Origin of the sequence: Pseudoflavonifractor sp. AF19-9AC, assembly GCF_003478995.1 — a bacterium.
Classification (GTDB): domain Bacteria; phylum Bacillota; class Clostridia; order Oscillospirales; family Oscillospiraceae; genus Lawsonibacter.
Genome location: NZ_QUGI01000004.1, coordinates 56,583 through 70,829, shown reverse-complemented (window position 1 = coordinate 70,829; position 14,247 = coordinate 56,583). Strand labels below are relative to the sequence as shown.

Sequence of the window (14,247 nt, the reverse complement as noted above, 5' to 3'; positions counted from 1 at the left end):
ACCATTACTTGTTGTCTGCTGTATCGGGCAGACGGGCCGGCGCGTCCAGCAGGACGTCCAGCACCACCAGTGCCGCAGCGGCCTCCACCACCGGCACCGCCCGAGGCACCACACAGGGGTCGTGACGGCCCTTTACCTGCAGCTTGGCAGGCTCCATCCGTCGGAGGGACACGCTGTCCTGCTCCCGGGCGATGGAGGGCGTAGGCTTAAAGGCCGCCCGGAACACCAGCGGCATTCCTGTGGTGATCCCCCCCAGGATACCCCCGGCGTAGTTGGTGGCGGTGCGGATCTGCCCGTCCTCCACCACAAAGGGGTCATTGTGCTCCGAGCCCAGCATCTCCGCTGCCTCAAAACCGGCGCCAAATTCCACGCCCTTCACTGCCGGGATGCCGAAGATGGCCGCCGCCATGCGACTCTCCATTCCGCCGAAGAGGGGGCCGCACAGCCCAGCGGGCAGGCCGGTGACCATACACTCCACCACGCCCCCTACTGAGTTACACTGACTTCTGGCCTCCAGAATTTTCTGGTGCATCTTCTCCCCAGCCTCTGGGTCCAACACCGGGAGTGAGGCAGTCTTTATACTATCAAGGAGTTCTCCTTTCTCACCCGTCGGGCAGAAGGGTTTATCCTGAATCCCTGCGATGCTCTGGATGTGGGCGTCCACCCGGATGCCCCGGCGGGACAGAATCTGGAGCGCGATGCCTCCGGCAATGCACAGGGGGGCTGTAAGCCGCCCGGAGAAGTGGCCGCCCCCCGCCGCGTCCTGCCAACCTCCGTACCGCACCTGGGCGGTATAGTCGGCGTGTCCGGGCCGGGGCACGTCCTTCAGATTGTCGTAGTCCTGAGAGCGGGTGTTGGTGTTTTCAATCACCGCCGCCAGCGGGGCTCCGCAGGTCACCCCGTCCACCAGGCCGCACAGGATTTTGGGCAGGTCCGCCTCCTTCCGGGGGGTGGACACGTCGCTGTGTCCAGGGGCCCGGCGGCTCAAAAACCGGCCCAGTTCCTCCAGGTCCACCCGCTCTCCGGCGGGCAGTCCGTCCACGCACACTCCAATGGCAGGGGCGTGTGACTGGCCGAAAATGGATACATGGATATTCTTTCCAAATTCAGAGGACATTTACGCTCCCTCCCAGCTTTTGATAGTGGTCCCAGAACTCGGGGTAGGACTTGGCCACACACTCCGCCCCCTCCAGGGTGACGGGATTCTCACAGGCAGCGGCGGCTACGGCGGTCATCATGGCGATACGGTGGTCGTTGTGGCTGTCCACCACGCCGCCCCCCGCCAGGTGGTCCAGGCCGTGGATGGTCAGGCTGTCCGGTCCCTCTTCCATATCCGCTCCTAGGGCGGTGAGGGCTGCTGTCACCGAGGCGAGGCGGTCGCTCTCCTTCATCCGCAGCCGGGCCGCGTTGGTGAGCCGTGCCGTCCCCCGGCGCACCGCCGCCATGACTGCCAGCGGAGGCACCAGGTCGGGGTACTGGGACACGTCCAGCTCCACGTCCCCCGGTCGGGCCAGCTTCCAGTAAAAAGCAGACACCGCCTTGTCCCCCTGGGCGGAGTAGGGGTTCATCTCCTGAATGGTGACCTCGCTGCCCAGGAAGTTGGCCGCGTACCAAAAAGCGGCCTGGGACCAGTCGGACTCCACGGTGCGGTTGCCCGCCTGATAATCCATTTTTCCCGTCATGCGAAAGCACTTTACATTCATATGCGGTTCAGTCACTGTGACACCCGCCCCGGCCAGAGCGTCCAGCGTCATGGCGATGTAGTCCCGGCTCTCCACCGGAGTGGTGGGCACAATGCGGGACTCCCCCTCCACCAGGGGCAGAGCGTAGAGAAGTCCAGTGAAAAACTGGCTGGACACGTTGCCCGGGAGCGCATACTCCCCCGCCCCCAGCCGTCCCCGCACTGTTAAGGTGTCGCCCTCCTGCTCCCACGCAATTCCCTTCTCACGGAACAGGTTCATGTAGGGTTCCTGGGGCCGCTCCATCAGCCGTCCGCGGCCAGTAAACACGCCGCCTCCGGCCACTGCAAGGGCGATGGGGATGAGAAAACGCAGGGTAGAACCGGACTCCCCGCAGTCAAAGCGGGGCAGCTCCTTACCTGGTCGGAAGACGCCCCCCATGCCGGTAATCTCCAGGGTCCGCTCCCCTTTCTGCTCCCACCGGGCTCCCAGGGCCCGGACACAGCTCAGAGTAGCCAGGATATCCTGGGAAAAGGCCACGTTCTCCAGCCGGCTTTTCCCCTTTGCCAGGGCGGCGGCCAGAATGACCCGGTGGGCCTGGCTTTTGCTGGGAGGCGGCGTCACCGCCCCCTTTAGTTTGCCCGGTTGGATTTTGACGTTCATACTGCTCATCTCCCGCACATGGGCTCCAGCAGGCCCAGAAGCTCGTCCCGGGTCATCTTCCGGCGCACTGCCCTGCCCAGCTTTTCCAGAAGAATCAGGTGGATGCTGTCACCCGTCCGTTTTTTGTCCAGCCTCACCGCCCGGGTCATGGTGTCCCAGGGACAGGGAATGTCCAGAGGCAGGTCGTACTTCTTCAAAATCTCCTGAATGCGCTCTACCGCCTCCGGGGGCGTCACGCCCAGGCCAACACCCAGCTGGGCCGCCCAGTTCATGCCGGCGGCCACCCCCTGGCCGTGGGTCCAGGTCTCATAGTGTCCAGCCAGCTCAAAGGCATGGCCGATGGTGTGGCCGAAGTTCAGCAGCTGACGGGCGCCGGTGTCCCGTTCGTCCTCCACCACCACCCGGCGCTTCAGGTCGCAGCAGGTGTAGACCACGTCCTCAATGTGTTCCATCACCCCTGCCCGGCTACCGCACCGGTCCAATAGCTCAAACAGGTCGTCGTCCAGGATGCAGCCGTATTTGATGACCTCGGCCATGCCATCGGAGAAGGTCCGGTCGGGCAGGGTATTGAGACAGTCCGGGTCGATGATCACCAGGCTGGGCTGCCAGAAGGCCCCGGCCAGGTTCTTGCCCGCCTGGAGGTCAATGGCCACCTTCCCCCCCACTGAGGAGTCCACCTGAGCCAGAAGAGTGGTAGGAATCTGGACAAAGTCCACGCCCCGCAGGAGGGTGGCGGCCACAAAGCCCGCCAGGTCTCCCACCACCCCGCCGCCCAGGGCCACCACAGCGTCGGTACGGGTCATGCCGAAGGCCATCAGCTCCTCCCACAGACGAACCAGCTGCCCGGCGTTCTTGGAGGCCTCCCCGGCGGGGATGGAAAAGCTCTGGACCTGGAAGCCCGCTTTGCTCAGGCTGTCCACCGTCTGGTCCAGGTACAGGGGCTCCACGTTGCTGTCGGTGACCACCGCCAGCTTTTTGGCCCGGGGAAGTGCCTTAGCGCACAGCTCCCCCGCCCGGTCCAGGGCGCCCCGCTCAATCTGAATTTCATAGGGCCGGGAGGTATTGACCGCCAGTGTCTTCATGGTTAACCCTCCTGAACGGCCGCACGGACGGCCCGCACCGCCTTGGCCACGTCCTCAAACTGCTCGGGCCGCAGGGACTGGGCGCCGTCACACAGGGCGTGGGGCGGATCGTTGTGGACCTCGATGATGAGGCCGTCCGCCCCGCAGGCCGCCGCCGCCAGGGCCATGGGCTTGACGTACCGGGCCACGCCGGTGGCGTGGCTGGGGTCTACCACCACGGGCAGATGGGTGAGCTCGTGGAGGACGGGCACGGCGGACAGGTCCAGGGTATTGCGGGTGGCCGTCTCGAAGGTGCGGACGCCCCGCTCACAGAGGATGACGTTCTCGTTGCCCCCAGCCATAATGTACTCGGCGCTCATCAGCAGCTCCTTGATGGTGTTGGCCAGGCCGCGCTTGAGAAGAATGGGCTTCTTGGTCTTGCCCAGCTCCTTCAGCAGTTCGAAGTTCTGCATGTTCCGGGCCCCCACCTGGATGACGTCCACATCCTCGAAGAGGGGCAGGTGGTTGGCGTTCATGATCTCGGTGACGATGGGCAGGCCGGTCTCCCGCTTGGCCTCCAGCAGCAGCTCAATGCCATCGGCCTTCAGGCCCTGGAAGTCGTAGGGGGAGGTGCGGGGCTTGAAGGCGCCGCCCCGGAGCATGGTGGCCCCGGCGGCCTTAACGCTCTTGGCCACGGAGATGATCTGCTCCTCACTCTCCACCGAGCAGGGGCCGGCGATGAGGGCGAAGTTGCCGTGGCCTACCTTCAGCTTCTGCTCCCCCACCTCGATGATGGAATCCTCGGGATGGAACTTCCGGTTGGCGCTCTTGAAGGGCTCGGACACCCGCTTGACCCCCTGGACAATGTCCAGGCCGGAAATGAGGTCCCCGTCCAGCTTGCTGGTATCACCGATGACACCGATGACCGTGGAGTAGTCTCCGGTGGAGACATGGGTCCGCAGATTCTGCGACTCAATCCAGTGAATCAAATCCTGTACACGCTCCTCTTTTGTGCCCTGCTTCACAATGATAATCATAGCAATTCGTTCCTTTCCTGTGGATTCCCGCGGCCTCACCACAGGCCACAAAAAAGACCTGCGGTGAAGTGTTTTTCACCGCAGGCCTTCGATTCGATCCCTTACTTACGCAAAGGTGGTCGCACCATTATTTGCAGCAAAAAGCACTTTTACCTTGTCAGCACTGAAGCCAAAAAAGTAAAAGTAGTTAAAAAAGAAAGCTGCAAACAGATTCTTCATGGTAGACTCCTCTGTGGTTCTAAAATCCTAGTTCGCATGATAGCACCGGGGCCGGACACTGTCAACCGTTTTTTTCGAAACTTTTTCAAAACTTCTCTCCCAGACCCCGTCCCTCTGGCTTCCATTTGACAGGCCACATAGAAACATGCCCCGCCGGACAATCCGGCGGGGCATGCGGCTTGTTTTTTGGATTATACGGTGGCCAGGAAACGCAGGAAGGCCTGTCGGCCCGCCTCGTCCCGCTTGTAGACACCGGCGTGCTCCAGCACTTTGGCAAAGACCAGACCGGTCTCCTTCTGGACGATGTCCAGAGCGTTTTCCCGGGTAATCTGGTACTTGCTCCGGAAGCCCTCCGCCCAGTCGGCGTGCTTCTCGGTAAGCTCATCGGCCCGCAGGTCAGCGCCGGAGGCCAGGGCATCGGCCACGGCGGCCAGTTCCGTCTTCAGGCGGGCAGGCAAGACAGCCAGACCCATGACCTCGATGAGACCGATGTTCTCCTTCTTGATGTGGTGGAGCTCGGCGTGGGGGTGGTAGAGACCCAGGGGGTGCTCCGGAGTGGTCAGGTTGTTGCGCAGCACCAGATCCAGCTCGTAGTCCTCTCCCCTTCTCCGGGCAATGGGGGTGATGGTGTTGTGGGGCTCCCCGTCGGTCTCGGCCAGAATGGTGGCACTCTCGTCGGTATAGCTCCGCCACAGGCCCAGAATCCGGTCGGCCAGGTCCACCAGCCGCTCCCGGTCAGCGCAGGTCAGTCGGATGACGGACATGGGCCACTTGACGATGCCCGCCTTCACATCCTCGTAGCCCGGGAAGGTGAAGGGAGTCTCCACGGGAGCCTTCTCCATGGCGAAGGTGTACCGCCCGCCCTGGAAGTGGTCGTGGGCCAGGATGGAGCCGCCCACGATGGGCAGGTCGGCGTTGGAGCCCACAAAGTAGTGGGGGAACTGGCTCACAAAGTCCAGCAGCTTCCCAAAGCAGGCCCGGTCAATCTTCATGGGAGTGTGCTCACTGTTGAGGCAGATGCAGTGCTCGTTGTAGTACACATAGGGAGAGTACTGCAGGAACCAGGGAGAACCGTTGATGGTGATGGGAACGATGCGGTGGTTCTGCCGGGCGGGGTGGTTCACCCGGCCGGCGTAACCCTCGTTCTCCGCGCACAGCTGGCAGCGGGGATAGGCAGAGGCAGGCAGGTTCCGGGCGGCAGCGATGGCCTTGGGATCCTTCTCCGGCTTGGACAGGTTGATGGTGATGTCCAGCTCCCCGTACTCGGTGGGAGCCTTCCACTGCATATCCTTGGCGATGCGGTCCCGGCGGATGTAGTTGGTGTCCTGGCTGAACTTATAGTACCAGTCGGTGGCCTTCTTGGGGGCCTCTGCCCGCAGGGCCTGGAACTTCTCAATCACCTGGGCGGGCCGGGGGGTGAGCCGGCCCATAAGCTCGGTGTCAAAGAGGTCCCGGTAGACCACGGAGTTCTCCGTCAGCACGCCGCGGGCATAGGCGTCGTCCAGCAGTTCGTCCAGCACGGGAGCCAGCTGAATCTCTCCCCACTCCTCTCCGGGGTCGGTATAGCTGTCCAGTTTCAGGGTATCCAGAATGGTGTTGATGGCCCAGGTGTACTCGTTCTCCTCAATGAGCCCGGTACGCAGGGCGTAGGTGGCCAGTTTGGACACAGCGGCGTCAATCATAGCAATTCACCTCGTCTGTTTCTTCCCGGCTCAGTCTTCAAAGCCGTGGGGATGGCTCTTGTGCCAGGCCCAGGCGGAGGAGACGATGGTCTCCAGATCGGCATACTGGGGCTTCCAGCCCAGGACATTGATCGCCTTCTCGGAGGAGGCGATGAGCTGGGCGGGATCGCCGGCCCGGCGGGGAGAAACCTCGGCGGGGATGGGGTGTCCGGTGACCTTCCGGGCCACGTCGATGACTTCCTTGACGGAGAAGCCCACGCCGTTGCCCAGGTTGAAGACGTTGTTGTCTCCACCCTTCAGCAGGTAGTCCAGGGCCAGGATGTGAGCCTGAGCGAGGTCGGTGACGTGGATATAGTCCCGGATGCAGGTACCGTCGGGGGTGGGGTAGTCGTCGCCGAAGATACCCACATGGTCCCGCTGGCCGTTGGGTACCTGGAGAATGATGGGGATAAGGTGGGTCTCAGGGTTGTGGGCCTCACCGATGGCGCCGGAGGGGTGGGCACCGCAGGCGTTGAAGTAGCGCAGAGCCACATACTTCAGGCCGTGGGCCTTGGACACCCAGCTCATCATCTGCTCCATGGACAGCTTGGTGTTGCCGTAACAGTTGGTGGGCACGGTCTTGTCGCTCTCCAGAATGGGCACTCGCTCGGGCTCACCGTAGGTGGCGGCGGTAGAGGAGAAAACGATCTTGTCCACGCCGTGGGCCACCATGGACTGGAGCAGCACCATGGTGCCGTAGAGGTTGTTGTCATAGTACTTCAGGGGGTCAGACATGGACTCGCCCACCTGGGAGGAGGCGGCGAAGTGGATGACGCCCTCGATGTGCTCGGCTTGGAAGAGGGTGTCCAGAGCGCCCCGGTCCCGGATGTCCAGCTGATAGAAGCGGGCCTTGGGGTGAACGGCCTGTTTGAAACCGGTGAGCAGGTTATCGGCCACTACCACGTCCCGGCCGGCCTCAATGAGTTCATACACGGTGTGGGAGCCGATGTAGCCGGCTCCGCCCAAAACCAGAATTGCCATGTGAAGTTCCTTCCTTTCTTACCCTGTTCCCTACATTATTTGATGACCACACAGCCGCCCACGGGACGGATGTGCAGCACGTGACATTTTCCGCTGCCCAGCAGGGCCTCCATGCCCTCCTTAAAGGCAGCCAGCTTCTCCTGGGGCACAAAGGCCTGGATGGTGCCGGCAAAGCCGCCGCCGTGGACCCGGATGGCTCCGGTCCCCTCCAGCAGCCGCTCACCCATAGCCAGCGCCATGGGAATGGCCTGCTGCTTGGGGTCGGCGATGGACCAGGTGTTCTGCAGATGGAGCGCGGAGGACAGGCCGGAGGCCCTCAGCAGCTGCAGGAAGCGGTTAAAGTCCCCGTCCTTCAGGGCCTTGGTCTCCTCCGCCGCCCGGCGGTCATCCTCAAAGAAGTGGAGGGCCCGCAGCACCGCCCGATCGCCGCACTCGTCGTGCAGAGCGGGAATGGCGGCCAGGAATTCCGCCTCCTCCACCTGGCGCAGGTACTGCTTGCCGAAGTGAGCGGCCACCGCGCCCATTTCCCGGGTAATGTCGGTATAGTCGTCGGTAAGGTCGGCGTGGCAGGAGCCGGTGTCCACAATGCACAACACATGGCCGGAGCGGGTGAAGTCGTACTCCACCTTCTCCACCACCGGGGCGGCCGGGTCGGCAAAGTCGATGGCCACCGCTCCGCCCACGGAGGAGCCCATCTGGTCCATGAGGCCGCTGGGCTTGCCGAAGTAGACGTTCTCCGCGTACTGGCCGATTTTGGCCAGAGAGATGGGGTCCAGGGCCCCGCCGCAGCAGAAGTGGTTGATGATATTGCCGATGAGAATCTCATAAGCCGCCGAGGAGGACAGGCCGGAGCCGGACAGGACGCTGGAGGTCACATAGGCGTCAAAGCCGGCCAGGGGGTAGCCCAGTTCCTGAATCTTGGCGGCCACGCCCCGCACCAGAGCGGCGGAGGTGTTGCGCTCCTCCTTCCGGGGGATGAGCTTGTCCAGCTCCACCTTCAACACGGGGTAGCCCTCGGACACCACCCGGATGACGTTCAGGCCGTTGGGAGCGGCGCAGGCCAGCATATCCAAATCCACGCTGCCGCACAGCACCCGGCCATGCTGATGGTCGGTGTGATTGCCGCCGATCTCCGTGCGGCCGGGGCCGCTGAACAGGGCGGCAGGGGTATCCTCCTTGGGGGCGAAGTGCTCCTGGAAAGCCTCCACCACCCGCAGGGCCCGGGCCCGGGCGGCAGCCAGACTGCTGTCCGCCCCGTCCAGGGCGTACAGCTGGGAAAGAACCTGATCATGCTCCCCGGCGGACAGGGAGCGGCGCAGCGCTTGACAGGAATACATGGGCAGTCACCTCATTTTCATTCTGTTGTGTTCAGTATATTTAATTTTTACTAAAAATTCAACCACTATTTTTTCCTTTTACAAACTTTGGCTTTGTGCACAGAAACGGTTCTGTTTTTCTGGTGATTTTTACCGCTCTGCCACCGGGGCGCTGCTCCCCCGCACCACCAGGGAGGGAGGAACCACCACCTTCAGTGGCAAGGTGCGGACAGGCTCCTTACCGGGCAGCACGGCCCGCTCACTCAGCATGCGCAAAGCAGTGCGCGCCATCTCCTCCACGTGGGTGGATACGGAGGTGAGAGGCGGGTCCACTAGGGAGGAACGGGGGGTATCGTTGAAGGACACCACCGATACCTCCTGGGGCACCCGCCGCCCCGCCTCGTTCAGCGCCCGCAGAGCGCCGATAGCACTCTCCTCGTTGGCGCACAGGAAGGCGGTGGGACACGGCTCCCCCGAGGCCAGCAGCTCCCCTACCGCCCGGGCGGCGGCCTGAGCCTCCATGGGGCAGTCCAGCAGACGGGCCCCCTCCATCAGATTCTGCCGCTCCATCATCTTCAAAAACAGCTGCCGGCGCACCTCGGGAGCCCGGCGGCGGTAGTCGTCCAGCTTATAGACCGGCCCGATGTAGCCGATATGCCGGTGGCCCAGCTGGGTCAGATGCTCCAGAGCCAGAGAGATGCCCAGCTCATACCCCAGTACCACCGAGTCAAACCGCTGCTCAAAGGGGGAGGAGTCCACAAACACCACGTTGGGGGTGAGGGCAGCCAGGGACTCGATCTGTGCTGGAGTGAAGAGGCCGATGGCCACAATGCCGTCCAGCTTCTCCCCCTCCGGCGGAAGGAAGCCCTCTCCCCTGCTCTCCAGCGTGAGGCAGGTGTACTTTTTGTCCATGCAGCCCTGACGCACGAAATTGCTCAGATACAAATAGTAGGGGTCGTCCAGCTGCTGGACTGGGGTAAGCATCTCCGCCACCCCCACCCGGAGCACCCCCTTGGGCGTCCGGCCCCGGCGGCTGCGGGTCGCGGTGTAGTTCAGCCGCCCCGCCTCCTCCAGCACCTTCCGTCGGGCCTCCGGCGTCACCGACAGGGCGGGATCCCCGCTGAGAATGCGGGAAATGGTGGCGGGGGAATAGCCCGTCCGGTCCGCCAACTCCTTTAAGGTTGCCACAGCGCCTCTCCTCCATAATTTTTACTAAAATTAAACTACCATATTTGTCCCGCTTTGGCAAGGGGAAAGATTCCCTTTTGGAGGGAAATCTGCTACACTAGCTATAATCTATTTTTTGTAAGGAGGCCCCCGCCATGAATCAGCCTTCCCGCACCCCCTTTGGCACCACCCGCAGTGGCGAGCCAGTGGAGCTGCTCACCCTGGACAACGGTACCATCTCCTGTGAAATCCTCACCTTTGGCGCCACCCTGCGCACCCTGACCGTCCCAGACCAAGAGGGTCGGCCAGTAGACGTGGTGCTGGGCTATGACCACCTGTCCGACTACGAGACCCGGGACGGCTATCTGGGCGCCGTGGTGGGCCGGTACGCCAACCGCATCGCCAAGGGACAGTTCTCCCTCAACGGCAAGACCTACTCCCTGGCGGTCAACAACGGTCCCAACCACCTCCACGGCGGCATTGTGGGTTACTCCTACCGGGTGTGGACGGTGGAGGAGCTCACCCCGCAAAAGGCGGTTCTCACCCTGGAGAGCCCCGATGGCGAGGAGGGCTACCCCGGTGCTCTCTCCCTCCGGGTCACCTATGCTCTGGAGGACCGCGCCCTCTCCCTTCACTACGAGGCCCTGGCCCACGGGGACACCGTCTGCAATCTGACCAACCACAGCTACTTTAACCTGGCGGGACAGGGCTCCGGTCCGGTGTTGGACCAGACACTCTCCCTCTCCGCCTCCCGCTACACCCCCGCCAACGAGACCAGCATCCCCTATGGCACCCTGGAGCCTGTGGAGGGTACTCCCATGGATTTCCATACCCCCACCCCCATCGGCGCCCGCATCGAGGATGACTTTGAGCAGCTGAAGCTGGGCCACGGCTACGACCACAACTATGTGGTGGACGGCCCTGTGGGCACCCTCCGCCCTGCCGCCCGGGCATTCTCCTCCAAAACCGGCATTGGGATGGAGGCGGAGACCACCCTGCCCGGGATGCAGCTTTATACGGCCAACTTCCTCCCGGAGGGCTGTCCGGGCAAGGGCGGCGCATCTTACGGTCCCCGCCACGCCTTCTGCCTGGAGACCCAATTCTTCCCCGACTCCCCCAACCAGCCCGCCTTCCCCTCCACGGTTCTGCGGGCGGGAGATCGGTACGATCACACCACACGTTTTGTCTTCTACACGGAATAATCGATCCATTAAGGGAAACGCCCACGGCGTTTCCCTTTCTCTTTAAAATAAAGGGGGCAGCTCGGTTTCTTTGGCTCCACAGCGCGTAAATGATGGAAAGTTCTGTGCTCTCCTGCCAAAAAGGGCGGTTTCGCCTTGCATTACCGAGAAAAAAGGCCTATAATATGTGCTGGATTTTTATGCCCATTTTTCGGGAGGAATGCTATGTTTATGGATTCGCAAGGTCAGACTTTGTGGCGGCGACTGGCTCCAGCCCACAAATCTGCCTTCTTCAGCTGTCTGGTGACCGGTTATCTGGTCCACCTCTACGCCTTTACCAACATCATCCCCAACTCCGACGGCCTCAGCCGGGTCTTCGACACCCAGCAGATGACCGTCTCCGGCCGGTGGTTTCTTCACTACGCCTCGGCGCTGAATGACTTTACTCAGATGCCGGCGGTCATTGGCCTGTTGTCCCTGCTCTTTCTTGCTCTGGCCGCCGCATTTGCAGTGGACCTGCTGGCCATCCGCAGCAAGGTTCTGGCCGGTCTGACCGGAGCGGTGATAGCTGCCTTCCCCTGCATGGGCTACACCTTCCTCTACATGTTCACCGCCAGCGCCTACTGTCTGGCCATTTTGCTGGCAGTGCTATCTGTGTGGCTGGCCCGGCGGGGCAAGCTGGGCTGGGTGGCCGGCGTGGTGCTGCTGGCCCTCTCTATGGGCACTTATCAGGCCTATGTGACCCTGGCCATCTCCCTGTCCCTGCTGGTTCTCTTCCGGGAGACCCTGAACCCGGACGCCGACTTCCGGGGTACTTTCCGTCTGGGACTCTCCCTGGTGGCCTATCTGGCGGTGGGCGCGGCCCTCTATTACAGCATTCTGATGGTCTTTTTGAAGGTGAAGGACCTGGAGCTTCTGTCCTACCTGGGCATGGATGCGGCCAGCTCGGGCTACCCCTTCGGCAGCCTGCCCAGCCTCATCTTCCGCTCCTACAAGCAGGTGGTAGCCTTCTTCTTCGTTCCCGGCTCCGGGGATGCCTTCTGTTCCCCCTTCATGGCTGTGCTGGATCTGGTGGCTGGACTTCTTGGCCTTGTCTTTTTGGTCAGCTGCTTCCGAAAGCGCGGGCTTCATAAGGATCTTTGGCGTGTGGCTGGTGCCCTGGCCATGCTGGCCCTGCTCCCCCTGGGCATGAACTTTATGCAGGTCCTCTCCCCCTACTCCATCCCCACCCCGCTGATGAAGTACGCCTTTGTGTGCGTCTATCTGGCGGTATTTCTGCTGGCGGACCAGGCAGACGCCATCCCCGAACCGGCGCGGCTTCAAAAAGCCGCCCTCTCCTGCACCGCGCTCTGGTGCGCCGGGGTGCTGCTGTTCTGCCTGAACACCAACAATCTGCTCTACACCGCCTCGGCTCAGGCCCACCGCGCCACCGAGAGCTACGCCACCCGGCTGATGACCCGCATTGAGAGCTGCCCTGGCTATGAGCCGGGGATGGAGATTGTTATTGTAGGTGCCATCTCCACCGATGCGCTCCGGGCGGACATCCCCAGCTACCGTCAGGTGGCCCATTATAGCCTCTCCACCGACACGGTGGCCCCCTTGAACAAACACATCTATTACTACCTCAGCGATTGGCTGAACATCCCTGTGGAGGAGCCGGAGGAATCCGTCCTTACGGAAGCCGCCGCCTCCCCGGAATTTGCCCAAATGCCCCTCTATCCCCAGGAGGGCTCCATTCAGGTCCTGGACGGTCAGCTGGTGGTCAAGGTTCAGGAGACCTACACCCCCAAATCGGACTTTGAAATCGCGTACGAAAACAGGAGATAAGCTATGGCAGACGAGTTAAAACAGGGTCTGCTGTCCGTGGTACTTCCCTCCTTCAATGAGGAGGGCTCCATTCCCCGGGCCGCAGACACCATCACCGGACTTTTGACCCAGGCCGCCATCCCCCATGAAATTATCTTTGTGGATGACGGTTCCAAGGATGGCACCTGGCGGGCTGTGGAGGAACAATCCCATCTTCACCCCCAGGTGCGCGGGGTTCGCTTTTCCCGAAATTTCGGCAAGGAAGCTGCCATCTTTGCGGGCCTGGCCCAGGCCGCCGGCGACTGCGTGGTGGTCATGGACTGCGACCTGCAGCACCCGCCGGAAAAGGTGGTAGATATGTACCGCCTGTGGCAGCAGGGCTATCAGGTCATTGAGGGTGTGAAAACCAGCCGTGGCAAGGAAAATCCCTTGCACACATTTGCTGCAAAAGGTTTCTACTCCATGATCAGCAAGGCCACCGGCATTGACATGTCCCGTGCCTCCGACTTTAAGCTGCTGGACCGCCGGGCGGTGGATACCCTGCTGGCCATGCGGGAGAAAAACGCCTTCTTCCGGGCACTCTCCTCCTGGATTGGGTTCTCCACCACCCAGGTGGAGTTTGAGGTACAGCCCCGGCTGGAGGGTGAGTCCAAGTGGTCCATCCGCAGCCTGGTGCGCTATGCCCTCACCAACATTGCCTCTTTCTCCGCTGCCCCCCTGCAGCTGGTCACCCTTCTGGGCGTGGTGGTGTTTGTCTGCTCGGTGGTGCTGGGAATCTGGTCCCTGTGGCAGAAGATCTCCGGTCAGGCTCTGGAGGGCTTTACCACGGTCATCCTGCTCCAGCTGCTCATCGGCAGCATTCTGATGATTTGTCTGGGGATCATCGGCTACTACATCGCCAAAATCTATGAGGAAGTAAAGGACCGGCCCCGGTACATCGTGGCCGAGCGCTGCGAGGGACCCAAGAATGATGGACAAGCTGAAAAAGATATTTGATCCCATCTTCTTCCGCTTCATTGTGGTGGGCGTCATCAACACCCTGGTGGGTTACGGCGTCATGTTTGGCCTTTACAACCTGGCGGGGCTGCATCGGTGGGGCGATACCGGCTACTGGATCTCCTCCGCCGCCAACTATGTGGTGGGCAGCATCGTCAGCTTCTTCCTCAACAAGCATTTCACCTTCCGCAATCAGGAAAAGGGCGCCGGTGTGGTCCTCCGCTTTGTGGTCAACATCTCCGTGTGCTACCTGTTGGCCTATGGCCTGGCCAAGCCCGCAGTGAGCTGGGCTCTGGGCGGCATGGGACTGAGCGAGCAGCTCCAGGGCAACCTGACCATGCTCTTCGGCTCTGGATTGTTCGTCCTGCTCAACTACTTCGGCCAGCGCTTCTTTGCCTTCAAGACCCGGTAATTTTAGAA

General features: G+C 62.1%; 12 protein-coding genes. 4 read left to right on the top strand and 8 right to left on the bottom strand.

What is annotated here, in order from left to right; genetic code table 11:
* Positions 1–4: 4 nt before the first annotated feature.
* The 8 genes from aroC to DWX58_RS08035 form a co-directional block, all read right to left on the bottom strand.
* Positions 5–1,117 (bottom strand): chorismate synthase, encoded by a 1,113-nt coding sequence (gene aroC, locus DWX58_RS08070; protein ID WP_118642735.1) that lies wholly within the window; start codon positions 1,115–1,117, stop codon positions 5–7.
* A complete protein-coding gene (locus DWX58_RS08065; protein WP_118642733.1) occupies positions 1,107–2,342 on the bottom strand; it encodes a 3-phosphoshikimate 1-carboxyvinyltransferase in 1,236 nt (411 codons plus the stop codon). The genes aroC and DWX58_RS08065 overlap by 11 nt, the downstream gene beginning before the upstream one ends.
* A 5-nt stretch (positions 2,343–2,347) precedes the next feature.
* Complete coding sequence (aroB, locus tag DWX58_RS08060; protein ID WP_118642731.1) at positions 2,348–3,424, bottom strand: 3-dehydroquinate synthase; 1,077 nt, start codon at positions 3,422–3,424, stop codon at positions 2,348–2,350.
* A gap of 2 nt (positions 3,425–3,426) precedes the next feature.
* Entirely contained in the window at positions 3,427–4,440 is a 1,014-nt protein-coding gene (gene aroF, locus DWX58_RS08055; protein ID WP_118642729.1) for a 3-deoxy-7-phosphoheptulonate synthase, read from the bottom strand.
* A 410-nt stretch (positions 4,441–4,850) separates the two neighbouring features.
* A complete protein-coding gene (gene galT, locus DWX58_RS08050; RefSeq protein WP_118642727.1) occupies positions 4,851–6,341 on the bottom strand; it encodes a UDP-glucose--hexose-1-phosphate uridylyltransferase in 1,491 nt (496 codons plus the stop codon).
* A gap of 30 nt (positions 6,342–6,371) precedes the next feature.
* Positions 6,372–7,361 carry a UDP-glucose 4-epimerase GalE gene (galE, locus tag DWX58_RS08045; protein ID WP_118642725.1) on the bottom strand — a complete coding sequence of 330 codons (990 nt, stop codon included), beginning with the start codon at positions 7,359–7,361 and terminating at the stop codon, positions 6,372–6,374.
* A 35-nt stretch (positions 7,362–7,396) separates the two neighbouring features.
* On the bottom strand, positions 7,397–8,698 hold the full coding sequence (locus DWX58_RS08040; protein WP_118642723.1) for a galactokinase family protein: 1,302 nt from the start codon (positions 8,696–8,698) through the stop codon (positions 7,397–7,399).
* A 129-nt stretch (positions 8,699–8,827) separates the two neighbouring features.
* Positions 8,828–9,865, bottom strand: coding sequence for a LacI family DNA-binding transcriptional regulator (locus DWX58_RS08035; RefSeq protein WP_118642721.1), 1,038 nt, complete (start codon positions 9,863–9,865; stop codon positions 8,828–8,830).
* Positions 9,866–9,999: 134 nt separating this feature from the next.
* On the opposite strand from DWX58_RS08035, the gene DWX58_RS08030 reads away from it, so the two are divergent.
* The 4 genes from DWX58_RS08030 to DWX58_RS08015 all read left to right on the top strand — a co-directional run bounded on the left by DWX58_RS08030 (position 10,000) and on the right by DWX58_RS08015 (position 14,239).
* Complete coding sequence (locus DWX58_RS08030; protein WP_118642719.1) at positions 10,000–11,046, top strand: aldose epimerase family protein; 1,047 nt, start codon at positions 10,000–10,002, stop codon at positions 11,044–11,046.
* A gap of 210 nt (positions 11,047–11,256) precedes the next feature.
* Entirely contained in the window at positions 11,257–12,852 is a 1,596-nt protein-coding gene (locus DWX58_RS08025) for a glucosyltransferase domain-containing protein (protein ID WP_199648735.1), read from the top strand.
* Positions 12,853–12,855: 3 nt separating this feature from the next.
* Entirely contained in the window at positions 12,856–13,827 is a 972-nt protein-coding gene (locus tag DWX58_RS08020) for a glycosyltransferase family 2 protein (protein ID WP_118642715.1), read from the top strand.
* Positions 13,799–14,239, top strand: coding sequence for a GtrA family protein (locus DWX58_RS08015; RefSeq protein ID WP_199648733.1), 441 nt, complete (start codon positions 13,799–13,801; stop codon positions 14,237–14,239). The genes DWX58_RS08020 and DWX58_RS08015 overlap by 29 nt, the downstream gene beginning before the upstream one ends.
* Positions 14,240–14,247 lie beyond the last annotated feature (8 nt).

Coding starts and splice junctions, on each gene's coding strand:
- galE (WP_118642725.1), bottom strand. CDS start 7,361: ATGGCAATTCTGGTTTTGGGCGGAGCCGGCTACATCGGCTCCCACACC.
- aroC (WP_118642735.1), bottom strand. CDS start 1,117: ATGTCCTCTGAATTTGGAAAGAATATCCATGTATCCATTTTCGGCCAG.
- DWX58_RS08025 (WP_199648735.1), top strand. CDS start 11,257: ATGGATTCGCAAGGTCAGACTTTGTGGCGGCGACTGGCTCCAGCCCAC.
- galT (WP_118642727.1), bottom strand. CDS start 6,341: ATGATTGACGCCGCTGTGTCCAAACTGGCCACCTACGCCCTGCGTACC.
- DWX58_RS08030 (WP_118642719.1), top strand. CDS start 10,000: ATGAATCAGCCTTCCCGCACCCCCTTTGGCACCACCCGCAGTGGCGAG.
- DWX58_RS08065 (WP_118642733.1), bottom strand. CDS start 2,342: ATGAACGTCAAAATCCAACCGGGCAAACTAAAGGGGGCGGTGACGCCG.
- DWX58_RS08040 (WP_118642723.1), bottom strand. CDS start 8,698: ATGTATTCCTGTCAAGCGCTGCGCCGCTCCCTGTCCGCCGGGGAGCAT.
- DWX58_RS08015 (WP_199648733.1), top strand. CDS start 13,799: ATGATGGACAAGCTGAAAAAGATATTTGATCCCATCTTCTTCCGCTTC.
- aroF (WP_118642729.1), bottom strand. CDS start 4,440: ATGATTATCATTGTGAAGCAGGGCACAAAAGAGGAGCGTGTACAGGAT.
- DWX58_RS08020 (WP_118642715.1), top strand. CDS start 12,856: ATGGCAGACGAGTTAAAACAGGGTCTGCTGTCCGTGGTACTTCCCTCC.
- aroB (WP_118642731.1), bottom strand. CDS start 3,424: ATGAAGACACTGGCGGTCAATACCTCCCGGCCCTATGAAATTCAGATT.